At 59.0% G+C, this 26,774-nt stretch carries 29 protein-coding genes and 1 pseudogene; 16 read left to right on the top strand and 14 right to left on the bottom strand.

Features of this window, described 5'->3' with window-relative positions:
- The 5 genes from NKH03_RS26565 to NKH03_RS26585 all read left to right on the top strand — a co-directional run.
- Nucleotides 1-311 (top strand): transposase domain-containing protein (locus NKH03_RS26565; RefSeq protein WP_352971563.1); only part of this gene is annotated, 311 nt, incomplete at its 5' end.
- Between the two features lie 2 nt (nucleotides 312-313).
- The gene (locus tag NKH03_RS26570) at nucleotides 314-547 is read left to right on the top strand and encodes a hypothetical protein (protein ID WP_352971565.1); all 234 of its coding nucleotides are present in this window, start codon (nucleotides 314-316) and stop codon (nucleotides 545-547) included.
- 929 nt (nucleotides 548-1,476) lie between these two features.
- Nucleotides 1,477-1,674 (top strand): hypothetical protein, encoded by a 198-nt coding sequence (locus NKH03_RS26575; protein ID WP_352971568.1) that lies wholly within the window; start codon nucleotides 1,477-1,479, stop codon nucleotides 1,672-1,674.
- Between the two features lie 639 nt (nucleotides 1,675-2,313).
- The gene (locus NKH03_RS26580; protein ID WP_352971570.1) at nucleotides 2,314-2,547 is read left to right on the top strand and encodes an ATP-dependent DNA ligase; all 234 of its coding nucleotides are present in this window, start codon (nucleotides 2,314-2,316) and stop codon (nucleotides 2,545-2,547) included.
- Nucleotides 2,548-2,551: 4 nt separating this feature from the next.
- Nucleotides 2,552-2,737: a hypothetical protein gene (locus tag NKH03_RS26585; protein WP_352971571.1), complete on the top strand. Its 186-nt coding sequence runs from the start codon at nucleotides 2,552-2,554 to the stop codon at nucleotides 2,735-2,737.
- 199 nt (nucleotides 2,738-2,936) lie between these two features.
- On the opposite strand, the gene NKH03_RS26590 is transcribed toward NKH03_RS26585, so the two are convergent.
- Nucleotides 2,937-3,749, bottom strand: coding sequence for an SIR2 family NAD-dependent protein deacylase (locus NKH03_RS26590; RefSeq protein ID WP_352971573.1), 813 nt, complete (start codon nucleotides 3,747-3,749; stop codon nucleotides 2,937-2,939).
- A gap of 645 nt (nucleotides 3,750-4,394) precedes the next feature.
- Nucleotides 4,395-4,751, bottom strand: a complete 357-nt coding sequence (locus tag NKH03_RS26595; protein WP_352971575.1) for a low affinity iron permease family protein — start codon at nucleotides 4,749-4,751, stop codon at nucleotides 4,395-4,397.
- A gap of 527 nt (nucleotides 4,752-5,278) precedes the next feature.
- On the opposite strand from NKH03_RS26595, the gene NKH03_RS26600 reads away from it, so the two are divergent.
- Entirely contained in the window at nucleotides 5,279-5,578 is a 300-nt protein-coding gene (locus NKH03_RS26600) for a DUF1236 domain-containing protein (RefSeq protein WP_352971578.1), read from the top strand.
- 217 nt (nucleotides 5,579-5,795) lie between these two features.
- On the opposite strand, the gene NKH03_RS26605 is transcribed toward NKH03_RS26600, so the two are convergent.
- The 3 genes from NKH03_RS26605 to NKH03_RS26615 form a co-directional block, all read right to left on the bottom strand.
- On the bottom strand, nucleotides 5,796-6,101 hold the full coding sequence (locus NKH03_RS26605; RefSeq protein ID WP_352971580.1) for a hypothetical protein: 306 nt from the start codon (nucleotides 6,099-6,101) through the stop codon (nucleotides 5,796-5,798).
- Between the two features lie 660 nt (nucleotides 6,102-6,761).
- Nucleotides 6,762-7,187: a type II toxin-antitoxin system VapC family toxin gene (locus NKH03_RS26610; protein WP_352971583.1), complete on the bottom strand. Its 426-nt coding sequence runs from the start codon at nucleotides 7,185-7,187 to the stop codon at nucleotides 6,762-6,764.
- The gene (locus NKH03_RS26615) at nucleotides 7,187-7,429 is read right to left on the bottom strand and encodes a type II toxin-antitoxin system Phd/YefM family antitoxin (RefSeq protein ID WP_352870784.1); all 243 of its coding nucleotides are present in this window, start codon (nucleotides 7,427-7,429) and stop codon (nucleotides 7,187-7,189) included. Before NKH03_RS26615 ends, NKH03_RS26610 begins: the two co-directional genes overlap by 1 nt.
- A 359-nt stretch (nucleotides 7,430-7,788) precedes the next feature.
- On the opposite strand from NKH03_RS26615, the gene NKH03_RS26620 reads away from it, so the two are divergent.
- From NKH03_RS26620 to NKH03_RS26630, 3 genes are read left to right on the top strand one after another with little or no spacing between them, the layout of a single operon-like run.
- Nucleotides 7,789-8,400 (top strand): hypothetical protein, encoded by a 612-nt coding sequence (locus NKH03_RS26620; protein ID WP_352971586.1) that lies wholly within the window; start codon nucleotides 7,789-7,791, stop codon nucleotides 8,398-8,400.
- Nucleotides 8,397-8,789, top strand: coding sequence for a phage holin family protein (locus NKH03_RS26625; protein WP_352971589.1), 393 nt, complete (start codon nucleotides 8,397-8,399; stop codon nucleotides 8,787-8,789). Before NKH03_RS26620 ends, NKH03_RS26625 begins: the two co-directional genes overlap by 4 nt.
- On the top strand, nucleotides 8,786-9,616 hold the full coding sequence (locus NKH03_RS26630) for a hypothetical protein (protein WP_352971591.1): 831 nt from the start codon (nucleotides 8,786-8,788) through the stop codon (nucleotides 9,614-9,616). The genes NKH03_RS26625 and NKH03_RS26630 overlap by 4 nt, the downstream gene beginning before the upstream one ends.
- A 118-nt stretch (nucleotides 9,617-9,734) precedes the next feature.
- On the opposite strand, the pseudogene tnpA reads toward NKH03_RS26630, so the two are convergent.
- Nucleotides 9,735-10,189: pseudogene (gene tnpA, locus NKH03_RS26635) on the bottom strand (IS200/IS605 family transposase).
- 99 nt (nucleotides 10,190-10,288) lie between these two features.
- On the opposite strand from tnpA, the gene NKH03_RS26640 reads away from it, so the two are divergent.
- The gene (locus NKH03_RS26640) at nucleotides 10,289-10,492 is read left to right on the top strand and encodes a CsbD family protein (RefSeq protein WP_352971596.1); all 204 of its coding nucleotides are present in this window, start codon (nucleotides 10,289-10,291) and stop codon (nucleotides 10,490-10,492) included.
- Between the two features lie 500 nt (nucleotides 10,493-10,992).
- Here the strand turns inward: NKH03_RS26640 and NKH03_RS26645 are convergent, their stop codons facing one another.
- The gene (locus NKH03_RS26645) at nucleotides 10,993-11,214 is read right to left on the bottom strand and encodes a hypothetical protein (RefSeq protein WP_352971599.1); all 222 of its coding nucleotides are present in this window, start codon (nucleotides 11,212-11,214) and stop codon (nucleotides 10,993-10,995) included.
- A 226-nt stretch (nucleotides 11,215-11,440) separates the two neighbouring features.
- Complete coding sequence (locus NKH03_RS26650) at nucleotides 11,441-12,325, bottom strand: hypothetical protein (protein WP_352971602.1); 885 nt, start codon at nucleotides 12,323-12,325, stop codon at nucleotides 11,441-11,443.
- A gap of 396 nt (nucleotides 12,326-12,721) precedes the next feature.
- Here NKH03_RS26650 and xth point away from each other — a divergent pair, with 396 nt between their 5' ends.
- The 4 genes from xth to NKH03_RS26670 all read left to right on the top strand — a co-directional run bounded on the left by xth (nucleotide 12,722) and on the right by NKH03_RS26670 (nucleotide 16,161).
- Complete coding sequence (xth, locus tag NKH03_RS26655; protein WP_352870791.1) at nucleotides 12,722-13,540, top strand: exodeoxyribonuclease III; 819 nt, start codon at nucleotides 12,722-12,724, stop codon at nucleotides 13,538-13,540.
- Nucleotides 13,541-13,705: 165 nt separating this feature from the next.
- Complete coding sequence (locus NKH03_RS26660; RefSeq protein WP_352971605.1) at nucleotides 13,706-14,305, top strand: cupin domain-containing protein; 600 nt, start codon at nucleotides 13,706-13,708, stop codon at nucleotides 14,303-14,305.
- Between the two features lie 263 nt (nucleotides 14,306-14,568).
- The gene (locus NKH03_RS26665) at nucleotides 14,569-15,813 is read left to right on the top strand and encodes a PRC-barrel domain-containing protein (protein ID WP_352971608.1); all 1,245 of its coding nucleotides are present in this window, start codon (nucleotides 14,569-14,571) and stop codon (nucleotides 15,811-15,813) included.
- A 159-nt stretch (nucleotides 15,814-15,972) separates the two neighbouring features.
- Nucleotides 15,973-16,161, top strand: a complete 189-nt coding sequence (locus NKH03_RS26670) for a DUF3606 domain-containing protein (RefSeq protein WP_352870794.1) — start codon at nucleotides 15,973-15,975, stop codon at nucleotides 16,159-16,161.
- A gap of 263 nt (nucleotides 16,162-16,424) precedes the next feature.
- On the opposite strand, the gene NKH03_RS26675 is transcribed toward NKH03_RS26670, so the two are convergent.
- The 5 genes from NKH03_RS26675 to NKH03_RS26695 all read right to left on the bottom strand — a co-directional run bounded on the left by NKH03_RS26675 (nucleotide 16,425) and on the right by NKH03_RS26695 (nucleotide 21,044).
- A complete protein-coding gene (locus NKH03_RS26675; protein ID WP_352870795.1) occupies nucleotides 16,425-16,604 on the bottom strand; it encodes a hypothetical protein in 180 nt (59 codons plus the stop codon).
- A 109-nt stretch (nucleotides 16,605-16,713) separates the two neighbouring features.
- Nucleotides 16,714-17,631, bottom strand: a complete 918-nt coding sequence (locus NKH03_RS26680) for a hypothetical protein (protein ID WP_352880500.1) — start codon at nucleotides 17,629-17,631, stop codon at nucleotides 16,714-16,716.
- A 775-nt stretch (nucleotides 17,632-18,406) separates the two neighbouring features.
- Nucleotides 18,407-18,538, bottom strand: coding sequence for a hypothetical protein (locus NKH03_RS26685; protein WP_352880502.1), 132 nt, complete (start codon nucleotides 18,536-18,538; stop codon nucleotides 18,407-18,409).
- Between the two features lie 102 nt (nucleotides 18,539-18,640).
- Nucleotides 18,641-19,981, bottom strand: coding sequence for a phospholipase D-like domain-containing protein (locus NKH03_RS26690; protein WP_352971611.1), 1,341 nt, complete (start codon nucleotides 19,979-19,981; stop codon nucleotides 18,641-18,643).
- Between the two features lie 526 nt (nucleotides 19,982-20,507).
- The gene (locus NKH03_RS26695; RefSeq protein ID WP_352971613.1) at nucleotides 20,508-21,044 is read right to left on the bottom strand and encodes a GNAT family N-acetyltransferase; all 537 of its coding nucleotides are present in this window, start codon (nucleotides 21,042-21,044) and stop codon (nucleotides 20,508-20,510) included.
- A gap of 1,226 nt (nucleotides 21,045-22,270) precedes the next feature.
- Here NKH03_RS26695 and katE point away from each other — a divergent pair.
- On the top strand, nucleotides 22,271-24,382 hold the full coding sequence (gene katE, locus NKH03_RS26700) for a catalase (RefSeq protein WP_352971616.1): 2,112 nt from the start codon (nucleotides 22,271-22,273) through the stop codon (nucleotides 24,380-24,382).
- 300 nt (nucleotides 24,383-24,682) lie between these two features.
- Nucleotides 24,683-24,865: a hypothetical protein gene (locus NKH03_RS26705; RefSeq protein ID WP_352870801.1), complete on the top strand. Its 183-nt coding sequence runs from the start codon at nucleotides 24,683-24,685 to the stop codon at nucleotides 24,863-24,865.
- 27 nt (nucleotides 24,866-24,892) lie between these two features.
- Here NKH03_RS26705 and NKH03_RS26710 read toward each other — a convergent pair whose 3' ends face one another.
- Complete coding sequence (locus NKH03_RS26710) at nucleotides 24,893-26,734, bottom strand: PAS domain S-box protein (protein WP_352971619.1); 1,842 nt, start codon at nucleotides 26,732-26,734, stop codon at nucleotides 24,893-24,895.
- Nucleotides 26,735-26,774 lie beyond the last annotated feature (40 nt).

Here is a 26,774-nt window from a genome sequence, read left to right on the forward strand (position 1 = left end):
CCGAAAACGACCGCCGTAATATGGATGCCAGCGGTAATGAAACTCCACCATCTGCCCGACATGGGCAGAATGACCCTGCGATGGCTCTCGGCAGAAAGTCCTGGCTGTTCTGCGGTTCCGATCGCGGCGGACAGCGCGCTGCCGTTCTCTACAGCCTGATCGTCAGCGCCAAGATGAACGATATCGATCCGCAAGTCTGGCTCGCCCACGTCCTCGCTCGACTGCCCGCCTATCCAGCCCATCGGATCGATGATTTGCTGCCGTGGAATTGGAGACCCGCAAAACTGCGGACCCAACCAGCGGCGGCCTGATCATGCAGCGCAATAAGGTGCATCACATCTACACCGTCGAACGTGTCGCCAGGGACCTCGGCGTCAGCGAAGAGCTCATCCAGGACCTGACCCTCGGTCTCGAGCCCGAGGATGGCGTGATCTGGGTGTACGGGGCTAACGATGACGACGGGATCTTGGCCTTCACCGATGAAGGCATCGAAGAGGTCGAACTCCTCCTCGAAGAACATCATCGCGTCTCCCCATCGAAAGCTTGACCCCAGCACCGCGGTGCTCAGGTCCTCATGGCATCGGATATGCACGTCTGCGGTCTTCACCGGATGCGTACGCTGGATCAGTAGGGGCACGTCCATGAAATGGTCCAATCAATGGGTCAGGTTCGCCTGAAGCTGCAACAGGGTACGATGATCGAGGACAAAATCGTCATCAGCACCGGCGCGTACTTCGGCGTTGGCGAGGCCACGGCAGGTGTTGGGCCACAACGCCGCCGGCTACCATGTGAAGCCCATCTCCCGCTGGACCCAATGTGACCCGTTACGGGTCAATACGCTTGGCACCGCAATTGCGTTGATACGTGTGTGGGCTGGGGCGAGGGCCCGTCGCCTCGCAACTGGGGCGGCGGGCCTTTGAACGATGGATTTGAGTCGAGCGGCCCGGCACCCCTTTGTTGGGATGGGGCTAGGACACCGGGCCTAACCGCCGGGCAGTTTGTGAGAACGGCGCCGGGGCTAGGAAGTATATACGCTCATGCTGAATTAGGCGCAAAGCATACGAACGAAGTACGAGTGCACAACTGGGGCCAACCGGTGATGACCGCTGTCGGGACCATATGCGAGAAGCTGTACTGGTGCTAAACAGAGTGGGAGTAGGAGGAGCGGCTGCGACAGCGCCGCGCTGCGTCGGTGGGATGGGCAAGGGCAGCACGGCGGTGGAACATTAGCAGTCGCTAAAGGTTGTTGCTTAGCGGTAGAGGCATGCTCTCCATCACCCCTGCCGAAGATCGGGGCATTACCCTTGATCGGCCCGCGCTCTCTCCGCCGAGGCGCGGGCTTTTAGCGACCCAAGGGGACGAGAAGACAGTTAGGCCGGTAACCGCCCCCAGCCGGATCCTTTTCCAAAAGCCTCGCTGGCGCACGACTACCGGCCGAAGTGTTGCTCGCGACCGGCCACTGGTGGTCATCTTTCGATGAGCACCTGCGGGATCAACTTCCTCGACAAATGGATGGCCGAGAACTTGCCGGGCAACGCCACGGAAAACCCAGTCTTCATTAGCGACCTTGCCGACCAGCTTCGCCTGATCGGGCGCTTACCGGTGTGCCTCTCCGCACCGAAAGCCGGGGTCCCTTTGCGCGAAAAAACAGGGGTCCCGATCCACGGTCTTTGACAGCGTTCCTCCACCTTGAGGACTAAGGCTGCTCTCTCAAGGCATTACGGTGTCAAGCTCCGCACAACGACGAGTATGGCACTGCAGCCCGTCGCGCTCGACCGTTTCCTGAACGATTTGGCGCCGCCCGCTGATCCCGACTGTGAATCGGCGTGCAAAATTGATCCCATAAGCCGGGGAATCGGCGTCCAATTGGACGCCGATCCGGGGTCAGTTTTGGAAGCCGTTTGACAGGCAGCTCCTGGTCAGCAGGATACGGCGGCCAAATCCGCAGCTCCTGGACAGGTAAAAAAACTACGGAAGGTTGCTAGCTTTCCTAAGGCGGGGGCGTCCTGGTTAGTCCGTCGGAAACTTTCGGCCGCTGGCCTCGACCGGCGGGCTTTTTTGTTTGCGCTCGGAACTTCGCTGGCCTTGGCTTATTGAAGCTGATGCGGCAGGTTTTCATCGGGCTCTGCTGCTGACTGAGAGTCCTCCTCGGTCGGCCCGTGTCCTGCAACAGGGCGCGGGCCACTGGCAGGCTGAGACAACGCTTCGGCGGGGCGGAAGAGCAGCGAGCGGGAACGCGCTGGCGAGGCTATTTAGAGATTGATCTTTTTTGTGCTCTCGACGAAAGCCTTCGGGTGATAGCTGTTCGAGCCTGTGTTTCTCACCGCAATAGCGAGCCGTAGGAATCGCTGTGTCCGACAGCACGAGCTCTATTTCGTCGCGTTCGATCTGCTCCACCACAACGGCCACGATCTACGTGACATGGCGCTGGAGGAGCGCCGCGAGATCCTGGCAAGCATGATCGAACCTGGCGGACGCGTCCAGGTTCAGCGAGCCGCTGCGGGCGAACAAGGCCATCTATCACCTTGTCGACCAGGCTGGGCTTGAGGGCGTGGTCGACGAATTTGTGCTGCTCGGCGTCGAGCGTGAGGCCGGCAAACCGGCTTTCGCGCTGGTGACCGAGCGCGGCACTGGGCGCTATGTCGGCAGCGCTTTCGTGACACTGAACCAAGAAATGCGCGAACGGCTCGGCAACGGCACGCGGCCAGCCGCAATCGTCCTCACATGGACATTTTGATCGCGTCGGCATGGTTCCTTGCAGAGCAGTGTGGATAGTTCACCGCTTCTCCGCAGTCGAGGGTGCGCCATCCAGCCACCGTCGAAGACGTCGCATCTTATCGGCAGCCCTGAGCCCACGAACGTCCGATCTTGAGGCGGACACGTTCGATGGATCGGAACGCATTCAGGGACGCCTGCGACATACTCCAGACCTCCCGTCATTTCGCTTCGGCGATCTTGCTGAGGAAAGCTACCAAGCTCTGTTGCGGATTCTCATCGTCCCCAGCCACGACGTTGAGACCCCAGCGCCCGAGAACCGCTTCCTGAACTACGTTCGGGGTCGGCATGAACACGAATGACTTTGGACGGTCTCGCTCGTAACCGGACAGGCGCCAAGTCTGCCACAGACGATGCAGCAGTAGACGGATGTTCATATCGGACATGCTGTAACCGATGAACAGAATGGTGCGCCCCAGCGCATCGGCCCGGAATTTCACATCCAGCGGGGAGTCGAAGGAAAGCCGGTCAAAATAGTCCGTCTCGGCCAACACTAGCGAAGTATCGTCGTCAACATCGCCATGGTATTTGACGATCTGGGTAAGGTCGCCGCCGGCTTTGGCGATGTCCTTCGCATTGGCTATTTTGACGAATGGGCGGCCATGTATCTCGAAAGCCGCTTCCAGGTTCCGGTCGTAGTTGGTGGTGTAGATAATCGGGAAGTCGAGCAACACGATGAGTTTGTGGATCTCCGATCGCCTCACCTTTTCCCGAGAAACACTCCACTCCCGGTCCATCCAGCTTCGCAGGGACCCTATACTGCCGTGCTTAAGGCGGTAGTACTCGGCAAGGGCCTGATAGCTGGCGTCAGGCATACCGACCATCTGCTCATCCAGGCCAAGCTCATTTGCCATGTGCTCGATGAGTTTTCTCCATGGTGGCAAGCCGACGCTCATCGACACTCCGGCGCCAACAAACAGCATGGCTCTCCGCTCCTTCAGCGATCCCGCAATTTGTTCGAACACCGACTCCATGCCAGCAAACTGGCGAATGCCTCTTCTGTTCCAACGATTGCTTCCGCGACCACAGGCAAGTCCGCAGTCGCTCGCCCGGACCGAAGCCGCAAAGGACGCGAAGAATAGAATTTTTCAGCCGGATGGCGTTTTCACCAACCTCAAGCGTTGGAGAGCGTTCGCGTCGACATCCTGCCGGCTCGGGCTGTTGCCGCGGCCATATGTCAGCTGGGATGACGCCGATATTGGGCTCGCTGACATTGTTCCTGCGCGCTCTCGCGCAGCTGGGAACCACTAGCAATCCGACTGTTCGGTCTCGTCAGCAGACCGATAGGTAGATCGATGGGCAAAAAGGCCAAGCAACGCACGGAGTCTCAGGCGGATCGGGAAAGGGCGATCGAGGCAAGCGGTTTTGCGCACAAGTGCGCCTCACCAAAGAAGAGGCACCGAAGATGCTGACTGGTGCCCGCATGAGCGGCTTCTCGGCACCGGACAATTCGCTGGGCTTTTCGCCCCCTCCTCTTGGCCGGCCGCGCACGTTGATGACGCGACGTAGGCTTACCGAAGGCCAAAAAAGCTCAGTATCAATAATACGACGACCACCGCTCCAACGAGCCAAATGATATTATTCATGATCTGTCTCCTATTGCTTCCGAAAGCTCGTGCTTAGCTAATAGCTGATTGGAATGGGCCAGATACTTGCGCTGCTTCTTCTTCGAGCTTCACAACCTTTTCCCTGATCTCCTCCGGGTCGGCATGCTCCAGCCCGACAACATCGTTTCTGGTTTCCTCAAGTGCAACGATGATCTCATCGAGTTTGGCGTGGATGGCGGCGGTGTCGCGATAGCCCTGTATCAGGACAACACCAGTAATCACGATGGCCGCGACCGACAGGCCATACGTAACCGTATTTGTCAGGCCAAAAGGTACCAGCGCTGTGCAAAGCACCATGGCTATGAGCATCACATAGAACCCGGGGGGCCGGGAAAGAAAGTCGGCCGCGACGAAAAGGAAGCGATTCATTCCAACCATTGTCCGTCAAAAGGCCAAGGCGAAGATAGCGCCGTGACCGCCACGCAGAAAGGCACTGCCAGGAGCATGCCCGCCTCTAGAAACCGGGTTTCTTTGTCGCTTAACATTAGGGTCGCCTCATACGCATCGTTGAAGATAGAGGGTTCGCACGCCTCTCGGCAGAAGCGAGCGAACCCTTATCAGCGCAGGAAGGGACGTAGCTGTGCCGATCTACAAGATTGTCAGCCAGCGATCGCGAGAAAAAGGTGACGGTCCCAAATAGCGGTGCGAGCAACCAGCGCGCCTCACCAACACTTCTATCCATCTGATTTCTCCGAACTTTCCGAGAAACAATAACCTTGGAAGCAAGCTGTTCCACACCACATCATGGGTAGGACCATTGCGTTTTACGCTCGGGCTTAAGTCTTACCCTCTGCCCGACCGAAGCCTCAACCCGGGAACGTTTGACGTTGCCCCAAGTTCGGTTTGGAGGTCGGCTTGGACGATGTCGTGGTCGCCGGCCGCAAGAGGAGAAAATCATGAGAATGCATCTTACGGGCGCCGTTGCGGCGTTGTCGCTCTTCGCTGGTGTCGGCGCGGTCGCTGCTCAGGACGTGATCATCACGCCTGAGCAGGATACGGTCATCCATGAGTATGTGAAGAAGCAGCCTTTAGCATCGGTGAAGGTTCCCGGCGTGGAACTCAATATCGGCACAGCGCTGCCCGAGACAGTCGAGCTGTATGAAGTGCCCGACGTCAAATACCGCTATGTCGTGATCGACAACCGGACAGTTCTGGTGGATCCGGGCACTCGCAAGATTATCAAGGTCTATGACTGACCAACCTTTCGGCTGAAGCCCGCCGCCTATGTGGCGGCGGGCTGCCAGCTGAGGCTCGGCGGGCACCACACCGAAGAACAACATGAAGTTAGGCCAGATCATCGCGAATGCCTTCACCGCCGCTCTGGTTGTGTGCCTGCTGGCGATCGCGTTGTTACTATTCGGCCGACCGCTTTGGCCCGAGACTAAAGCCCGGATGGTCATCCTTATGCGTCTATCAGGGCGTTGTTGCCCCGCCCTTCAGCCAGGATGCACATAGGCGCGCATGCTCGACGCCGTGGCGATCGATGATCCGCCGGATCGTGGCGACGGCTCGGGTCGATATCCCCTCCGGCATGGTCGTCGACCCCTCGCGTGAAAGCGGCTGTGCCAGGAATTCAATGTCCGGATTGTCAGCAAATTGGCCTACCCGCTTCCAGGAGAGACGCTTGCCAACGAGCTCCGCGGCATCGTTCATCAGGGCCATGCGTTCGCGGGCATGATTTACCACCATCATTGGCCCGAGCGGGATGAGATCGAACATATCGAGCAGCGCCGTGGTGTGTTGCTCGACTAGGTCGGGACAGGCGCGCAGCAGGTCAGAGATGGCCACAAGCGAGGTTTCGCGAGCGAGGCCGCAAAGGGTCGATCAACTGGTGCTCGGCTCGCGAGGAAGGGGTCTGTTCGTGCCAGCATGCCGCGCCTCGCTTGGGAGCACGTGGCGGATATCGCATAAGTCGCGGCTTATAGGCAAGTCATCGGATTTCAGCGTAGCGATCGGCGAGATCGTGATCACCCACGTCAGCCAGGATGAATGTGCCAGTATCGTCGCCGTCTCTCACGATGATGCGAACGTAGAGGTTCACGCGTATGCTGCGATACGCTTTAGGCCATCTCATCCTCGCCTCGGACGCGTTGAGCCGTTACGTCGAAGGACAGATCATTGAGTTTATGGCGGGCAATACATGCATTGAAAAGAACGGCGCGGCGACGATCCCGTTGGCCGCGCTTATCGCCTGGCCAATATCAGTTGATCGCTAGATGGTCTGCGAAAGCATGGGATTCCCCAACAGCTGAAATTCGTCAATAAAATCGCTCCCGAAGCTGCCATTCCGCTCCCGGCGACGATATCGTCATTCTGCTCGTCGGTCCAGTCACCGGCCATGGATGCCTTAGACAATTGCGGAGTGGGAGAGGGCCCGCTTCATGTCAGCAACTGTGTCGGCACGCCGAGCGCCGGCCCGGCCTCGCCGAGCCGCTGGTCGAGCGTGTGCACCGTGGCGCCATGCTCCGATGCAATGGCGAGATGCAGCGCATCGCCGGCCCGAAGCCCAAGCATATGCTGATCGGCAAACTTCGCTGCGGTCCGGAATTGCTCGCCCGTCACGCCGAGCACGGTGAAGCTCTCGATGACTAGCTTGTTGAACATGGCGAGCGCCCCAGCGCGCTGTTCCAGGCTGATCTGGCTGGTCCGCAGCTTTATCGCCATGGCCGAAGACATCTCGGTGAGGGTCCAGTCGCTGATCAGAAGCTGCGCCGCATCCTGCTCCGCCAGCCAAGTCTGGACGCGCGGCGTCATCGCTTCATTGGAGAGCGCCGCGACGATCAGCGACGTGTCGAGATAAAGCATCAGTAGCGGTCGCCGTCCCGCATCGCGCGCACCAGATCAGCAGCGCTTTCAGTCTGCGGCGGCACAATCGCCGTCAGAGACCGGAGCAGGGCAGCGTCGATTGGTTTGCGAGGATTGGAAACGGCGGTGAGCCGAGCAACCGGCTTGCCGCGCCGAGTGATGTCGATTGAATGGCCTGCCTCGACCCGGTCGACCAACTCGCTCAGATGGGCCTTGGCTTCTGCCAGATTGATCACATCCATGACATTCTCCTGACCATGTAGGTGGTCATATAGCGTGTTCAACTTAAGAATTCCAGAGCGAACTCCCGGCGCGCAAGCGGCTGGGTTGGCTTGCCGCTTCCGTGGACTCGGGCGCACCCGGTTTATATCGAGCGACAATGCATAGAGGGGCAGTTCAGCTTGTTCTTGATTGTTGCGTGCATCACGTAGCTCTCCGTTTTCAGCCTGATCAAAAAATGTTTTCACCTAAGGAACATCGCAGGCTTCTCGAAGTTGGGTAGCCACGGAGGAACGTGCCATGAACAGTGTCATCTATCTTATCGGTCTCATCGTTGTCGTGCTCGCGGTCCTCTCCTTCCTCGGTTTTCACTAGGTGACCCATGCAGCGTGATAATGATGAGGGCGGACAGCCCACTGATTTCGACAAGGCGAAAAGCGACGTTTCCGAGAGGCTTCGCGAAGAAAAGGAACGTGCCAGCGAGTTGCTTCACGACGCGCGGGACGAGGTGAGCCGCAAGGCTGGCGATTACGCAAAAGAAGCCGCGCATGTCATCTCCGACAAGGCACAGGAGGCGCAGCGCGACATCGGATCGAGCTTGGCGGCGTTGGGTGGCGCGTTGCGCGCGGCGAGCGATCACCTGGCCAACAACGATGAAAGGAACGCATCGAAATTCGCGTTGGATGCCGCCGGCGGCTTGGAGCGGCTTTCATCTTCCTTGAAACAAAAGCCTTTTGGCCATGTCCTGGAGGACGTGCAGTCCTTCGGCCGACAAAATCCCGGTGTCCTGCTTGCGGGATCCGTGTTGGCCGGTTTGGCTCTCGGGCGGTTCATCAAAGCTTCTCCACCGGCAGGCCCTGAAGCCTCTCAAAGCGCTCCGGGAGACGCCAAGTCACACACGGATGAGGCATCGGATTGGTCTGCCGATGGGTCCCAGGATTTTGGCCTCGTCGGCAATGATCCGGCCATGCAGAACGCGGAGCAAGACAGATGAACACTCAAGACAATCCTAGTCTTGCCACGCTGGTCACCGACTTGACCCAGCACATCACCACCCTGGTGCAGACCGAAGCCAAGCTTTTTCGGGCGGAGCTTTCTGAGAAGCTTACCAAAGCCGGATCGGGTGCCGCTGAAGTGCTGGGTGGCGCGATTTGCCTCCTCGCGGCGCTTTTGGTGCTGCTGCAGGCACTCGTCATCGCCTTGACACAAGCAGGGCTTGGCGCAGGGTGGTCTTCCCTGCTCGTCGGTGTGGTCGTGGCCGTCTTGGGAGTCATCCTGCTGCGGACCGGGCTGGCTAGCATGGCACCTTCCGAGCTTGCGCCCGATCGGACCCAGGAACAGCTCAAGCGTGATGCAAACGTGATCAAGGGACAAGTCAGATGAATAAGAAATCCGCAGCCGAACTTGAGCGCGAGGCCGAGGCGGCACGCGCCAGGGTGGTGGAGACCGCTGAATCCATTCGGGGCAGGATGACGCCTGGACAACTGCTGGACGAATTCACCGGCCTGTTCACCGGAGGAGAAAGTTCGGCCATGCTCAGCAACCTCAGAACGCAAGTCAGGGACAACCCCTTGCCGGTCACTATGGTGGGCGCAGGCCTAGCTTGGCTGATGCTCGGCAGCGGCCCCTCAAATGGCACGCGTGATGCTGCCGGCTACACAGCGCCTGGCCGGCGTGACAGCGAGCAGAGTCGCGGCTTGGGCAGTGCACTCTCCGATGCAGCTGAAACGGTCTCGTCGGCCGCAAGCAATGTCGGCGATACGGTGTCGAGTGCGGCGAGCGTCGCTACCGAGATGCTGGCGAGGAACGCGGCCGGTGCAAGATCGACCACCGGTGACATGGCGGCGAACGCCAGCCGCTCTGCGCAAGAGTTGTTGGCGGAGCAGCCCTTGGCCATAGCGGCCCTTGGCCTCGCCATAGGCGCCGCTATAGGGGCCATGCTGCCCCATACCGCAGCGGAGGACGAGCGACTGGGCGGCTATGGGGACACACTTCGCGATACTGCCCAATCCGTGCTCAACAGAGGCCTCGATGAGGCCAAACAGGTTGCAGCCGACGCATACGACACCATCAAGCAGGAAGCTGGCCGGCAACATATGGACGCGGGCACAACGGCCAATCAGCTTGGAGAAATCGTGAAGTCCACAGCAGACAAGACCGAGCATGCCGTGCGTGAACGGATTTCCGATCCTTCGCAGGAAAAATCTTAGCTGGCGGTGAGCCGTACCACATGACCTCGCGTCAGCTGTTTCTGGAACATCCTCGTCTGGACGGCGTTTCCTTTTCGAACTTGTGAATACTCCACCGCCTAAAGGCGGTGGCTACGGCTTAAAGCCGGATCGGTCCGCCGTCCGGCGGACAGTACGCTACGTTGAAGTTGTCGTCGGGCTTCCTGGTTTCATGATGCATTCGGCCCACATCTCGTCGATCACATTCCCGCTGCTCACCACCCAATAGCCTCGCGCCCACAGGTGCTGGCCCCAGTAGCGCTTGCGCAGTATTGCGAACTCGCTCAGCAGCTTGTGCGAGCTGCGCCCCTTCAGGTGCTGCACCGCGCGCGACACCGACAGCCGCGGCGGGATCGACACCAGCATATGCACATGGTCGCGGTTGATCGAGCCGGCATGCACAACCATCTCGTGCGCGCGCGCCGTCTCGCGCAGCAACTCCCGGCACCGGGTTCCAACGTCGCCGCCAAGCACCGCGTAACGGTACTTCGTCACCCAAACCAGGTGATACTTGCAGTCCCAAACCGTGTGGCTGCCACGCTTGTACGCTTCCATCCAGCCAGTCTACACGGCAAGCGCCGCGATCCCAGCCGCCTAAAGGCGTGGGGTTTCCTGATCCCCTATCGGGGACTCTAAATCAAGGAGAACCGCGTCATGGACTGGAACCGCGTGGAAGGAAACTGGAAACAAATGAAAGGCAAGGTCAAAGAGCAGTGGGGCAAGCTCACCGATGACGACCTTGACCGCATTGCAGGCAAGCGCGATCAGCTGGAAGGCACGATTCAGGAGCGGTACGGTATCGAGAAGGATCGTGTGCGGCGCGACATTGACGACTGGTATGGTCGGCAAGTTTGGTAGTCGTGCCGTACGGCCATCTTAGTCCTTGAGCTCAGAAGCATCTCGGTCCCGCGCGGATGAAGCGTCGGCGGCAGCGGGGCGCAAGTCGGCGCGTGGCGCGGATGGAAAGTGCGGCAATGCGGAAAGGCGACAGCCCGCCGGGGTAGTGTGTTTGTAGCAGAGGTTCGCCCAGTAGCAGAAGATCTCTTACGCCAGGCAGAGCAACGTGACACCGCGAGTCCGCGCGCCGCCGGAACCGCCCACCCTAAGCCGCCCGGCTCTGCATCGGCCCGCTGCTCTCCCCCCAAGGTAGCGGGCTTTGGTGTTTGGCGCTAGCTCGGCTTGCCGCCCAGTTCGCGGAAGACTTTGCACCAAAAGCGACAATCCGAGCTGCGACCCTCCAAATGCGCGGTACGCAACAGCAGTCGCCGCGCCCGACCCTACCAGGAAGAGAAGATGTTGGCATGACCGCAACCTGTCGACCCGCGCGCGGGTCGTGGTCCAATTTAAGGCCGCAAGGTTCAACTTGGGCGAATTGTGTTCGCTCTGCCGCGATTAATCTTCGTCAAACGAGATCTGGCCTCGACCACGCGCCGTTGCGCGGCCCGTATTCTGTTGCAGAGAGCGATATTGATGCCGACGCCGCAGTCTTCATCCAGCATCTCGTTCGCATTTTCGAGGTCAAGCTCCTCTCGGTTAAGCCGCTGTCGGGCTCGCGCCAGTTCCATATCTAAAAGTTCCATTATTCCGCGTCCATTGCGGTCCCTTTGATTGGTAAACCGCTTGTGATCGGGTTTGGTTCCCCGCTGTTCGTGAGGACCTGGACGGCCCTGGGCCTACTATCCAATCGTCGGCACTGGTGCCGACAAAATCTCGACGATGCCGCCTGTCGAGCAGGAGGCCATTTTCCGAAGGGGAGCTCGCGACGCCAGCAATGCACCAATGAAAAGATGAATGTCGGCGCGGTATCTACCGCGCGCGACTTCGCCTCCTGCGCTCACTACTGCGGGCATTTCGCCGAGCAAGTCTAAGTTCAGCAAGGGTTGGTCTCCACCAGCCTCTGAAGCGTTCGGTCGGCCCGGCGGCGGACCGAGCAGGCCATGTGCTCACAAGTTCGGCCAGGGTTGCCGAACGCCACTTGCCCCAAACGAAGTCGCCGCTCGCAGGTACGGCATGGGGATAGAAGGTGGCTGCGTCTGATAGCTCAACGAGTTCACCGGAAATTTCAGTGAAGACGACTATCCCGTACTGCACGGTTGCGACAACACGGCCCAAGGTAGGCAGATCCTGAACTGGCAACGGATAGCGATGGCGCCGGCGTTCACCAGCCCGCTGTTGTGCGGCTCTATGGGCTTCCGTGTTTCTGGTGGCCGCAAGCCGCCGTTTCCTTTCCTCCGGTTCGGCGTGCTGCGCAGCCTGTTCGATGTTTGGCCATCGACGCCGGAGCGCTTCATATGAGCGGAATGGAACTCGCCAGGCCCGCAACTCATCGTCCCAACTCGCCCACGGCACGGCACGCAGTTCTTCTAGCACCGTCCTGGAATAGGGCATGCGAATGCGCAGGTCATCCGCGATTTCCAGATACTGGCTCGATATTGGGTCGAAGGCGAAGGCATCTCGTCCCTTGCTATCGTCATGGGGCGCCCGCAACGCCGCCTCCCGCTCCAGCCAGCGGTCAATCCGGCGGGCCGCAGTCTTGCCGGGTACGAACCAGCTCTTGCGCTCGTCGCTCCATCTGGCACGCGGAAAAGCTTTCTGAAACCGCTCGACCGCCATTCGATCGTACGAAAAGCCGGCTTCGGCACCAATTGCATCGTGTTTGTGCGGCGCAGGACGAGCGTTGGGGTCCGTCATTGTAAATCAACCGAGTTCGCTGCATGGAACGCGGCGCCCGGCCAAAGGTTCATCAGCCTGGCAAGCGCGCAGGAATATGGCACCTAGCCAATACTCAAGACGTGTGCTGTGAAACTTTCCCCACGCTCGGCAGTTTAAGCAGGGTCCGAGAGGATGTCGAAATCCGGCTGAAGGCGAGCGGCCGAAAAAGGCTCGTTCGCGTCCCATAAAGGGCGAGGACGCAGAGGTGAGGCATGTCATCGAGACACATGATCTGTCACCAGCGCAGGCGCGGGAGTTGGTACGTCGCTATGGAAATGACTGGCGAAAGATTGACGAGGCCGCCAAGTCCTACAAAGACCACTGAGGATCAACAGCTAAGTCTTTCTTGCTCACCAAGAGTTTATTGAGACTCGGATGATCCGCATCGCAACCTTCAACTTGAACGGCGTGAACGGTCGCCTGCCCGTGCTCATCAAGTGGCTGGGTCAGACTGACTATGACATCGTGTGCCTTCAGGAATTGAAGACCTCGGACGAGAAATTTCCCGCCGAAGCCATCAGGAACGCAGGTTACGGCGCAATCTGGCACGGGCAAAAGTCCTACAATGGTGTGGCCATACTCGCCCGGGGGAGGGAGCCGGTGGAACGTCGACGCGGCCTGCCGGGCGATCCCGACGATACCCACAGTCGGTATATCGAGACCGAGGTGGATGGGATTGTGGTCGGCTGCCTCTATCTGCCCAACGGCAATCCAGCGCCCGGCCCGAAATTCGACTATAAGCTGCGCTGGTTCGACCGTCTGATCAGCTACGGCCAGCTACTGCTCAGGGAAGGTGCAACAAGCGTTCTTTGCGGCGACTACAATGTCGTGCCAACGCCCATCGATGCCGTGGCACCAAGACGTTGGCTAGGCGACGCAGTCTACTTTCCGGAGAGCCGACAAGCCTACGCTGAAATGCTTGGTAACGGCTGGATCGATGCCATTCGCCGTATCCATCCGGAGAAAGGCATCTACACCTATTGGAACTTCTCCTACCGGGGCGGTTATGATCGGAGTTCCGGCCTCCGGATGGACCATCTTCTCGTCAGCCCATCACTTGCCATCAGGCTGCGGGATGCCGGCGTCGACGCTGACTTGCGAGGTTGGGAAAAGCCGAGTGATCATGCGCCAGCCTGGATAGAACTTGACCTCTCCGGCCAGGTTGCGGGTCATGTCAATCGTGAGGCTGGATGATCGTCGCTCCCGGAAGCGAAGCATTTCTTTGACATCGCGGCGTGGACCACGGCCATCCGGCAAAAGGAACAAAGTGCGGGGCCGCTAGTTGAGATTTGTTGAGACCAGAGCGGAGGCGTCCTCACTGCTCTATCTGGCCCCCTACAATCCAGCGCGAGGATAGCCGTGGGTATTCTTGAGAGCGTGAAGAAGGCGGCCGAGTTGGCGACGGGTATTGGCCGACCGAGAACGCAAGAACTCGCCGAACTGGTGAGGTTGAAGAAACCACTCGAATTTCGGTTCAAGGACGATGGCCTCGTGCCGAACCATCCGTTCTGGCCATTTGTCGTCTATCGTGGCGCCGTGAAGCAGATGGAGCAATTCGACTTCGCGGCCGTGCTGGAAGAGCTTTTCGAGGCGAATGGCTGGCGTGACAGCTGGCGTGACGGCATCTATCACTACGTTCATTACCATTCCCGCATACACGAGGTGCTTGGGGTTGCGCGCGGTACCGGCAGGGTTCGGTTCGGAGGCAAAAGGGGCCGGGTATTATCCTTGAAGGCCGGCGACGTGGCCGTTCTACCGGCCGGCACCGGACACCAATGCCTCCGCGAGAGTGATGACTTCCTGGTGGTCGGTGCTTATCCGGCATCGGGCACTTATGACGAATGCACGACAGCCCAGGAACATGAGCGGGCATTGCGAACGATTCCCAGGGTTGGCCGTCCCCGGAAGGATCCGGTCTATGGGAGCAAAGGCCCGCTGCTGTCAGTATGGCCGAAATGACGACAAAGTGCGAACGTTGAGACGCGCGAGCGACGCTCCGCAGGCGCCGCGTTGAACATTTCCGGGCCAGCGGCCCTGCCGCGCATGCACATTCGTGATCTTGCACCCGCGGTTGCGGAAGTACTGCGTGCGCCTTTTGCATGTCACCGCACGGCGACCCAGGAACTAGAGCCCGGGTGACAACGTTTTGACGGCAGCAAACGCCGCCTTGATGTCTTCCGAGACGAGCGGCGTGCATTAGTCAGGCAAAAGGAGAGACTTACATGTTTCGCAATCTTTTAGCCACGACGGCGCTGGCGATGCTGACCGCCACGGGCGTTTATGCGCAGCAGGCGACGACGCCGAAACCCGCGCAGGCACCCGTTACGGAGGCGCCGGGTTCACGGGTAACGCGCGCTGATGGCAGCTTGGTAACCAACATCATCGGTGAAACAGTCTACAATGGAACGGGCGATGATGCCGAAAACATCGGCAAGGTTAGCGATGTGGTCTTTGACACGAATGGTCAGGCGAAGTCCGCCGTTATTGGCGTCGGTGGCTTCCTTGGGCTCGGCACCAAGGAAGTTGCTTTCGATTATGGCAAGCTTCAATGGGCCGAGAAGAACGGCGATCGTTGGCTCGTCGCCCAGACGACCAAGGATGAGCTGAAGGGCCAGCCAGACTTCGACCGTGTGGCTTTGGAGCCTGCCGCGGAGAACAAAACTCCGCCTTCGACGTCGACCGATACGACGCAGACCGTGCCGGCGGCTATGCCAGTTCTTGCGAGCGCCATCATAGGGAAAACCGTCTACAATGGCACCAGCAACGACGCCCAGAACATCGGCGATGTGAACGATATTGTTCTAGCCAAGGACGGCAAGGCGAAGTCGCTCATTCTCGGAGTCGGTGGCTTCCTCGGGATTGGCGAAAAGGACGTTGCCTACGATTTCGAGAAGGTACGGTGGGCTGAAAAGAACGGGTCGCGCTGGGTGGTCGCACAGACCACGAAGGAAGAGTTGGAGTCGCAGCCAGCTTTCGACCGCAAGGCCTATGACCCCGCGCCGGCGACCACCGCATCCAATGAAGTTGCGCCGGCCCCTACCGCTACGGTGCCGGCAGCGCCGTCCAGCGACTCCGCGCAGAAAGCGCCGGCGCCCGCCGACCAGACCACAACCGGGTCTATCGACAAATCGACGTTGACCGAAACGCCGATAGGACAGATTCGGGCCGAAGATTTCGTTGGAACGACCGTTTACGGGGCCAATGACGTCAATGTGGGCGAGATCGGCGACGTCGTGCTGAATGGCGACAAGACGGTCGATGCGGTCATCATCGACGTCGGTGGTTTTCTCGGTGTCGGCGAGAAAGAGGTGGCGGTCGGCATGGACAATCTCAAGTTCATGACCGACAAGAACGGCAGGCGTTACCTGTACACGACGTTCACAAAGGAGCAGCTCGAGGCTCAAGCGGCCTATGACAAAGGCACCTATGTGCAAAAACGCAGCGAACAGCGCATGATCTTGCGCTAACCCGTCAAAGCCCGCATCGGCAACGATGCGGGCTTTTTTGTCATATCAGAAGTTCGACAAAACCCGGCCGGGCAAGTCCCGCGAAGCAACCAAGGGTCTGGCGGCGCGTTGAGTTCGGGAACTTCATCGAGGGACAGAACCTTCAAGGGAGATGGCGAGATGGCCGACGACAAGAGCAAGCGGGATTTTCGCGATAGAGACAGGCTGGCGGGCGACGAGGAGTATGAGGTTGGTTATTTCGCCAGCAAGTTCGGCCTCACCATCCCGCAGGTCCGCGAACTTGTCGCCAAGCATGGGAATGACCGTGAAACACTTGAGCGCGAGGCAAGGGCGCTTGGCACGCGATAGCGCGAGACCAGCAGGCCAAGGCAGGTCGCTCCCGTTATGAATCGGATCGCCCGCGCCGGGTTGGCCGCGTGCATTTTTGGGAGGTTCTTCTGATGTCCGTCCAATGTCGCGTTTCGGTCGACGATAGCCAATTCATCGACAATGTTACATTTGAGGTGGTGCCACGTATCGGCGAGAGCATTTCAATGTCGCTCCACGGAGCCCACACCAATCTGCGCGTTTTGCGGGTATTGCACTTGCCCGAAGGTGAATCCCCCGACGGTTCACTCATTGTCCTGGAACTCACCAGCAAAATTCTCTGATCGTGTCAGGGGTCGAGGCTCGCGTTCGCGATTCAGATTGTCATCAACCTGCCGCTCTGCTTCCTGCTTGGCGAATCCCATACCGCTCCCGGATACGCCCAGCAGTGGGTCGCGATTGCCCGTCGATTCGATCAGGATCATCGTCAGTGAGGTCGCCTCATTGCTCCTTGGCTTTGATCATCCCATAGGTTCGAGCGGCGGTGAATTACCCGTGAGGCCAAGCCCGCCGCCAGCCGATGCGATCCAACCTTCAACGGGTCAGGACGAGAGCCTCCTCGTCGTCGCGCTGCTTGCCCCCGAACGCTGCTGCAACGCTCGCTATGAAGGCACCGATAGCCATCGACAATGCGCCTATAAGCGCGAAGGATGCAGTGGCTTTCCTTGCGGTATCGGCCGCCTGTTTGGCCTTGACCTTGGCGTCGTCGACCTTGGCGATCACCGCATCCACTCGGGTCTTCGCATCGGCGTCCGACAGGCCTGTGCGGGCGGCGACGAGTTGCGCCAGATAGGCCTTGTCTTCGGGCGATACCTCGCCATTTGCCGCCCCCGCTAACAAGATGCGCGTTGCCTGTTCCGTAGCGGTGGCGACGTTCTGTTCATTGGCGGGCGCTGCGGCAGGGTTCGCCGACCGGAATAGAGAATCTACAAAATAGCCAGTCCAGATGCCAGAAGATGGGGCATCCGTCCTGGCCGCATTGGCGGCTGCCGTCGTTGCCCCCATCGCGGCGCCTGACGCCACGGAGGATGCAGCCTGCACACCCGTGCCCAGCGCCGCCGAAAGAGCCGAGCCGAGCACGCCGGCAACAAGCAACGTTGCCAGCGCCCACGCAAGGAAACCGTGTGCGGTGTCACGAAAATAGACCTCGTCGGTGTGGACATTTACCCACTTGGTGCGCAGCCGGCCGGTGAGATAGCCGCCTACGCCAGCTGATAGCCATTGAACGATGACAAGCCAGGCAGCCGCCGAAACCGCGAAGGTCGTGGTCGAAGCGCTCGATCCAGTCCAGGGCGAAACCATGGTCAGTCCTAGACCGGAGCCGACCAGCATCAGAATAACCGTCAGTGTCGAGGCCGCGAAAGCGCCCGCGACGATCGGCCCCCAGCTGACGGCCGATGAGGATGACTCAGTGACCGGCGTGATGTCTCTCGATGAAAGCACGGTTGCCATTTTTCACCCCCTACCGCGCAAAAAGCATAATCAGAATGATGATTGGGATCGGAACCCCGAGCAACCAAAGCAAGATACCTCGGCCCATATCAACCTCCTTTAAGGTGCTGAGACGAAGTAACAATTCTCCATGAAGGCTTTCGTTCCAGAGCTACCGCATTATGTGGCAACTCTCCTGGAGTTCCCGATGCGAGACTGGTCAGGCACGGAACTTACTCGACTGGCGGCAAGCCGTGCGTTGTCGTGGAAGTTACCCTTCGATACGCGCGGAGTTTACCGCGCCTCCGTCGCGCCGCCTTTCGAGAGCCTTGGCTGAGCCTGTGATTGTTCTGGTGGGCAACAAGACTCAATCGTTTGGGAAAGTTTCGAGGACTTGAGGCTATTGAGGACCTTAGGCATGACAAAAAGCTGCCCGGCGCGCCATTGTTGGGATGTTCCGCCGTTGGCTGACATACGAATTTGAGAAGCGGCCAGAGGAACACAACAAGAGGGAACAGTTTCACGCTGGTTGGCGTTAGTTGGCGGGCGCAAGAAAAACCCGCCTGCCATGGTCGCCACTCCCCTGAGCTAACTCACAAGGCTTTCGGCCGTTTCGGAGCATCAAGATGCTGTCTGATCCGACCGTGCTGATTTTGATGGGCATTCGATCCTATGTCGCGGGCGGCCAACCTTCACAGTCCAGCGAGTTCGGCGCCCCAACGTCAGTCACGGAGAGGCTGAGCCGCGCGCGCCTCGATCAAGGTCTTTCGTGCTGCCGGGCCCGTCCAGCGGACCGTCAAGCGAGATCTGTCCAACCGTGAATAGCCCGAGCTCGCTGTATCTCCTGGCTGAAACGGCGCAGGGTCATGTCGTCGATCAGCCCCTCGCGCACCGTATTGATCGGAGCATTGAGAACAGAATGGGGCATGCACCCCTCCCGCGCAGCGGGTTCATTCTTCGGCCCTTTCAAGACATTTGGATAGATGACAGCCATAATGGCGACAAGATATTCACACGGAGCAACATCCAGTTAAAGCTGCGACCTTAGCCTGCTGGCAAGCCAGTCCGTCATCTTTTCGCGCAACGAACGCGCTTGCCATTCTTCCAGACTGATCTGCCTGGATCGCTGCAAATCCTGGTTGAACAAGTCGATTTGAGTCTTTGCGAAATCCTTGCCGTATACATTCAACGTGGCTTCGTCGTTCAGACGTAAGGAGCGCTCGTCCAAATTGACTGAACCAAAGCTCGACCAGACATCGTCAACGATCAAGAGTTTGGGATGGTACATGGTGGGCTGAAACTCAAATATCCGAACGCCGGCTTGGAGCAACGCGCCCCAGAAGTAGCGCGAGCCATGTCGAGTCAACGGCACGTCCGTTAGCGAATTGGGTACGAGGACATCAACGGATACGCCCCGATCCCTGGCCTCCAAGATCTGCTGAAGGGCGATGTCATCCGGCACGAAATACGCCATCCCGATACGCAAGTGGTCTTGAGCAGCAGCTATCGCTGTCAACATCATCAGTTCCACATCCTGCGAGCCATTCGGCTGCGAAGATAGGATCAGCTGCGCGTCAAGCTCTCCTGCCGGTTCGGGTGCAGGATAGAACTTCTCACCCTGCAAACTCTCCCCCGTGGTCTCGAGCCAGTTTTGCGCGAACGCTGCTTGGAAGGCTGGCACCGCCATTCCTTCAATTCGATAGTGCGTGTCGCGCCATTCATCCGGATTGCGTGCGTTTCCGCGCCAGTTGTCGGCGATGCCGACACCCCCGGTGAATGCGACGCGTCCATCCACGATCAGCAGCCTGCGGTGGGTCCGATTGTTGACCCGGTCAAGCGTGTACCAGTGGATGGGTCGATAACGCTCGAATGTCACGCCGGCTCTTGTCATGATCTGGATCAGGTCTTCATCGAACGGAAGACTGCCGACCCAGTCGACCAGAACCCGAACCTCAACGCCGTCTTTTGCTTTGGCCGCCAGGGACGTCGCGAACTCATAGCCGACAGCACCCGACCAGTAGATATAGGTTTCGATATCGATGGTTGAATGAGCCACTCGGATGGCTTGCAGCATCGAAGGAAAAATCTCGTCTCCGTTGACCAGGGTTTGCACGGCGTTGGAACTAAACAGCTGTCCTTGCGAGAAACTGCTCATCGTCTTGGCAAATTGGGGATCCGCAGAGTCAAAACGGTGAGGCACGATCGATCGCAAAACGCGCGGTTGGGGGGCGAGATTTATGACCAGGAACGTGAGCAAGCTGGCGGTGACAGCAATTGCCGCGTAGGTGAGCCCTGTGCGCAAACACCCAGACTTGCGAGCTTTCGCGCTTGCTGGCTGAGCCAGAAGACCGGAAGGCCGCACTTCAGTCACTCTTTTGCTTACGAACGTGGCTACCGGAGGCCATCAGCACAAAAGGTGCTGCGGCACGGGAAATCATCGCTCGAATTGGGGTGAGCATGCTCGCGATCGAAAATTGCTTTCTTCAAGAACTTACAACGGGCATCCAGGTTCCCTGGCATCGCCTCAGATCAGCAAGATCGAGAGAAGCCGGTATTTCCATCCGAAGATGGAGCAATAGAAGCTCGTGTGCGGCAACTACTGTCAGTAAGCTCAATGACAGCATTGGGCGACATGAAGTGGGCGACTGTCAAAATCAGGCGATGGGAGCAGACGAACCTAGGCGCTTAACCGACAAGCCTCGACTGTAGCGACAACATAGATTTGCCGTTGGTTTTTCTTGCGATTCATTCAGAGGACTTCTACCGCAAGCCCTGACCCGGATCAGCCATCGCGGCCGAGGCGCGCTTGCCCCCCATTGCATTGATGTGCGTCAATGCCGCCGTGTGCCTCGCAGATATCGTCAGCTACCGGCTATGAGTGCTCGCCCGCCGATCAGTCACAACGCCTTCCTCATCCGCAACAGTGGCACGCCCGCTCCGCCTCGGTTGTCGACGACTTCTTCAACCGCCTCAAAGCCGCAGGCCCGATAGAGCGGTTCGCCGGCCATTGTTGCCATAAGCTCGACACTTGTGAAGCCCTCGCCGCGGGCGGCATCCTCACACAGCGTGAGGATTAGACGCCCCACGCCTCGGCGAATGAAGCTGGGATGCGTATACATGGCACGCACGCGCGCAGCGTCTTTCGTCGGGTCAAGCAGCGCTGCATCGCGCCCGGGCGAACGGTCGCCGCCGTAGAGAGTTGCGCGCCGACTCCATCCGCCGCAACCGGCCAAGATGCCATTTTGCTCCACAATGAAATATGTTCCATCATCGACGAGTTGCGTATCGAGCCCCATGATTGCTCGGCTCGAAATGATTTGCTCCTCTGTGAGGAACGGCTTTTGAAGCTCGCCGATGGCTGCATTCATCAGCACAGCCAGCGCCGGCATATCGGCACGTGTCGCCAATCGATGGTCTAGGCTGATCCTCGGCATCTCGGCAGGTCCAGTGCAAACCGCTATGAAGTTAGCACAGATCGTCAAGATGATGGGGAAAAGCTAAGGCATGGGTCGAAGCCTCGCCCTTCACCGCCGCTCGCGCCGACTTTGGCCCGGAGCTTACCAATTTGAGGAACCCTCTGCCAGTTTCCCGGTTATGAAACCGAAGGGGCATTGCCGCCTGAGACAGGAGATGAGAATGAAACGGCTTCTTTTCGCATCAGTCATAATGGCGTTATCTACCGGCCTTGCCTTCGCGCAGTCGAGCGCCACAACCAGCGGATCGTCTGCGACAACGACGACCACCACAACGGTGCCAAGTGCCAGTGATCCGGCCACTGACTCTACAACAACGAGCGGGACCAATCCAAACTCGGCGAAGGACTGCGCGCCTGGTCAACAGGCCGGCAGTGCGAAACAAGCGGCTCCCGGACAGCAGGACACTCACGCCAAAACAGCTGCCCCTGGCCAGATGAAGACCACGACCGCAGGGTGCTAAGCTCACCTCGTCAGCACAAATTAAAGGAGCTCGATCTATCGGCTGCAATGCGGATCGACCGGGCTCCTATACAGGGTTTCGAGAGAACACTTACTCCTGGCTAACGTCTTCGCAAGAGGGCAATGGGCGGTACGACTCGCGTGCCGGAGTAAGCCGGGGGGGGCGCCAAATGACAAAAAACAACGGCAACGGATTGGGCGGACCGAGGCAGGCTGGCCGTAAGAAGCACCTCCCCAAGAGTACCTACGGCACGGCCCGTTGCGACTCACTCCCAAACTCAGTCGGCTATGAACGCCGCGTAGTCAAAAAGGTCGTGTTTGGCGCTGAGCGTCGGCTTTTGGACATTGAGTTAACGGCAGATTCTGGCCTTTGATTGACGGGGAATGCTTGATTGAAGGGACATCTGACTGCAAATCTTGTCGCATCGTCGCCGATCTGCGGTCGACCTGTCGAGAACCGGATGTGCGCGATCTCGGAGTAGGCAAGCAAGGCCGCAAAATCCATGCGAGGGACACTTCTTACGATCCCCATCATGTTGTTGACTTATGGGGGCTCCCAGCAATTGCGCCGTTCGCCTCACATGGGACGGTACGGTCGGTTCCGCGCTGTCCACCTAAAACCACCGTCGAAGAAATTGGCTTGGAACCCCGGTTCGATGGAACCTGTCGGCTTACCGCGGGTTGCTCAGCAACCCCTCGCAGAGCAAGCCCAAAGGAGGACCGCAATGGCGCGCAAAGCAGCTCCCCCCAATCCCAATGCCGCGACGATCCACGACCAAACCCTTGTTCGAGGGCAGGGTGGAGAGCTGCACCAGGTTGCGGAAGGTAACACAGACAATTTGACGACGGCTCAGGGAGGCCCGATCGCCGACGATCAGAATACGCTCAAGATCGGAGCGCGTGGTCCAACTCTCATTGAGGATTTCCACTTCCGCGAAAAGATCTTCCATTTCGACCACGAGCGCATTCCCGAGAGGGTCGTGCATGCCCGGGGCTACGGCGCCCACGGCTTTTTCGAGACTTACGACTCCCTCGCCAAATACACCCGTGCCGACATTTTCCAACGTGCTGGCGAAAAAACGCCAGCGTTTGTTCGCTTCTCGACGGTGGCAGGCAGCAAGGGCTCGTTCGACCTGGCCCGCGACGTACGCGGTTTCGCGGTGAAGCTATACACCAAGGAGGGCAACTGGGACATTGTCGGGAACAATATCCCGGTGTTCTTCATCCAGGATGCCATCAAGTTTCCCGACGTGATCCATTCGGTAAAGCCGGAGCCCGATCGGGATTTTCCACAGGCCCAGTCGGCACACGACACCTTTTGGGATTTCATCAGCCTGACGCCCGAATCCATGCACATGATCATGTGGGTGATGTCGGATCGGGCCATTCCGCGGTCGTTCCGTTTCATGCAGGGTTTCGGGGTCCATACCTTCCGGCTGGTCAACGCGGCCAACGAGTCCACTTTCGTGAAATTCATCTGGAAGCCGAAACTCGGCATGCAATCCGTGGTCTGGAACGAAGCGGTTAAAATCAATGGCGCCGATCCGGACTTTCACCGCAGGGATCTCTGGAATGCCATTCAAGCCGGCCAATTCCCCGAATGGGAGCTCTGTCTGCAACTTTTCGACCAGGAATTTGCCGACAGCTTCGATTTCGACATCCTCGACCCTACCAAGATCATACCGGAAGAGGTCCTGCCCCCGATACCCGTTGGCCGTCTGGTCCTCGACCGCATGCCGGATAACTTCTTCGCCGAGACCGAACAGGTCGCTTTCATGACCCAGAATGTCCCGCCGGGCATCGATTTCAGCAATGACCCGCTCCTGCAGGGTCGCAACTTCTCCTACCTAGACACCCAGCTGAAACGCCTCGGCGGTCCCAATTTTACCCATCTGCCGATTAATGCGCCGAAATGCCCGTTCCATCATTTTCAGCAGGATGGCCAAATGGCGATGCGCAATCCGGTCGGACGGGCGAACTACCAGCCGAACTCGTTTGGTGCGGGACCGCGCGAATCCCCCGAGCGTGGCTTTCACGCCTTCGCTGACGGCGAGGAGGGGCAAAAAGTGCGGGTGCGCCCTGAGAGCTTCGCTGACCACTACAGCCAGGCTGGCCAGTTCTTCAACAGCCAGACGCCTCCCGAGCAGCGCCACATCGCCCAAGCGCTGACCTTTGAGCTCAGCAAGGTGGAGACCCCGGCCATCCGGGAGCGAATGATCGCACACCTGTTGAACATTGACGAAGGGTTGGCCGCGACAGTCGCCGACAAGCTCGGCATTACCGATTTGCCGAAGCCGGCGGACGCAACGGTGGCACCGAGAAAGGATCTGGAGCCATCGCCGGCCTTGAGCATCATCGAGAACGGCCCCGACAGTTTCGAGGGCCGCAAGGTCGGTGTACTGGTCAGCAATGGGGCCGACGCCGCTCTGTTCAAAGCCTTGCAAGCCGCGATCGAAGATGAAGGGGCGACCTTGGAAGTCATTGCCCTGAAGGTGGGCGGTGTGCAGGCTAGTGACGGCACCAAGATTATTGCGAAGCATATGATCGACGGCGGCTCGTCCGTACTGTTTGACGCAGTGGCTCTGCTGCTCACCGAAGAAGGCGCGGAATTGCTCACGGGAGAGGCGGCAGCACAGGATTTCGTTGCGGATGCCTATGCCCATTGCAAATTCATCGGGTTTACGCCCGGCGCGGTTCCTATTCTGGCCAAGGCGGGCGTCGATCCGGTAGCCGATGAAGGCCTCATTCCCTTGACAGATGGGAACACTGCCGGAACGTACGTGGAGGCGTGCCGCAAACTTCGGCTTTGGGCGCGGGAGGCGAGGGTCAAGTTATAGGAAAGGTTCATCCGACAGGCCACCCCCCGCCGAATGAGCTGGAGCGTTCCCTTTCGAACTGAAAGGAATGAGCAATGGCTGACGAAGAAACCAGACGCCCGGTCATAACCCCGCAAGCCGTGCGGGCGCTGGCGCGCGAGTGCGGAGTTACGGAGAGCCAAATCCGTGAGATCGTTTCATTGGTCGGGACGGACAGGGCATCGATCCTGCGCGAGGCCCGGCTTCTTAAACAGGGCGGGGGTTGAGTCCGCGGCTTTGTATTTTTTCGACCAAACGACAGACTGGCAGGAGGATGCGCCAATGTCGAAAGCGAAAGAGACCCTGCGCAAGAAAGTCGAGAACGACGCCCAAGGGCAATATGTGCGTAGCGACCATGGTCGCGAAAACGATGGCGTGACGAGCGTCAAACCGCGCGTATTGCCGAGCCGCCCGACGCAAAATTCCGAGGCCGAGGGCTCTGAGGGCTGGCGGAAACGGGATTGACAGCTCTCTTCAGCCTAAAGAGCGGCGCTATGCGTCTAGTGGTTCAGTGCCGCGCTCGTCGTTGAACAGCGACGCCTCGACGAAAAATGCCGGGGCTTCGAGCGTCCAGAGCACATCGTTGGCGCCGTAGGTCAGCTCCGCGGTCCCACTTAATGCCCGCGGCGTAACGCGATTGAGCACGACGCTCCCAAAGCCATTGTTACCGATAGACTTGATCGCAGGGCCGTCTTGCTCCGCCCAGGTCAGTTTGAATGTCTGACTGTCTTGCCCACCAGCAATGCCCCATGTGACTGCGATGATGCCTCGGTTGCCGGACAACACTCCGTATTTGGCGGAGTTTGTGCACAGTTCATGGAACGCGATCCCGAGATATTGCACGGCGTGGGGACTGAGCGTGACGGGAGGACCTGCCATTGTGATCGCGTCTTCCCGACCGAAGGATTTGGCTTGAGCCAAGATCAGATCGGAGAGTGTGGCGCCTTTCCAGTCCGCCGAGATCAACAAATCGTGCGATCTCGACAGCGCCATGATGCGCTCCCGCACCTGTTTTTCGAACACGTCGGGGCTTTCCGAACGCTTGTTGGTCTCGCGAATCATTGAAAGGATCACCGAGTACTGGTTCTTCACCCGGTGATTGACTTCGCGCATCAGCATGCGGATGCGGTGTTCGCTCTCCTTGGCTGCGGTTATGTCGCGGGCGATTTTCGAAGCACCGACAATGCGGCCTGCGGCGTCGCGGACCGGCGAGATGGTGAGTGAGACCGGCACCAGTGTCCCGTTTTTGCGTTGGCGGATTGTCTCGTAGCTATCGAGCCGTTCGCCACGCCGGAGACGCTCGAGGATCCGTGGCTCCTCATCATGGTGGTCAGGCGGGATCAGCATGGTCACATGCCGCCCCACGGCTTCGGGGGGAGTGTAGCCGAACAGCCGCTCGGCGCCTTTGTTCCAGCTTTTGATGAACCCATCCAAATCCTTGCTCACAATCGCATCGAAGGACGATTCGACGATTGCTGAAAGGTGCTGGACGGCGTCCTCGCCTCTTTTGCGGTCGGTCAGGTCCAACAACATATTGACGGCGCCGACCAAATTGCCGTGCTCGTCCCTCAGGGGAGTCGGAAATGGCAAGAACGGAAAGAAACTGCAATCGGGACGCTGCGCGATGGCCTCGACATTACGGACCGGACGATTTTCCTTGAGCGCGATTGCCATGGGGCATTGGTCGTGAGGCAACTCTTCGCCATCGACGGTGAACAGGCGGAAGGTGACACACCACTGATCCTGGCCAATCCTCGGTTCCCGGCCAGCAAGTTCGACCGCGGCCCTGTTACAGTAGGTGATGATGCCTCGTGCGTCGGTCGTGTAGACCGCGACCGGCAATGCATCCAGGATTTGGTGGAAGCGGTCCTCATTTTGGTTCACCGCCAATTCGGCGGATTTGAGCCGGGTCACGTCGACGGTGAAACAGCGCGAATGCACCAGTTGACCATTTTCGAAATGGCCGCTGGAACTGACTTCCACGTGCTTGATCGAGCCATCGCGTGCACGCAGTCTGGCCGGATATCGCTCGACGGCTTCGCCTCGCGCGAGACGGGCGAGGATGTCGTTGATGGCATGCTCATCAATGTGAAAGCTGGCGATGTCGCGACCGACGTAGTCAGGGGCTTCATAGCCTAAGAGGTTCAACTCGGCTTTGTTGGCATGGAGAATACGGCCGGCGCCGTCAACGATGTGCAGACCGATGCCGCCGTTCTCGAAAAAATCCTGATAATCGATTTCCGGAAGCCCAAATCCGTCCCCCGCCACAGCTGCGCTTTCCATGAATCCGAAATCCCCTGTCGGCCACGCGGTGGCCTTGTGAAACGTCGACATCCCACAATGGTTCCGGTTGTGGTCCGCTTGCGCCAATCCA

The sequence above is a fragment of the Mesorhizobium sp. M1406 genome, from assembly GCF_040317555.1.
In the GTDB taxonomy this organism is placed as follows: Bacteria; Pseudomonadota; Alphaproteobacteria; order Rhizobiales; family Rhizobiaceae; genus Mesorhizobium.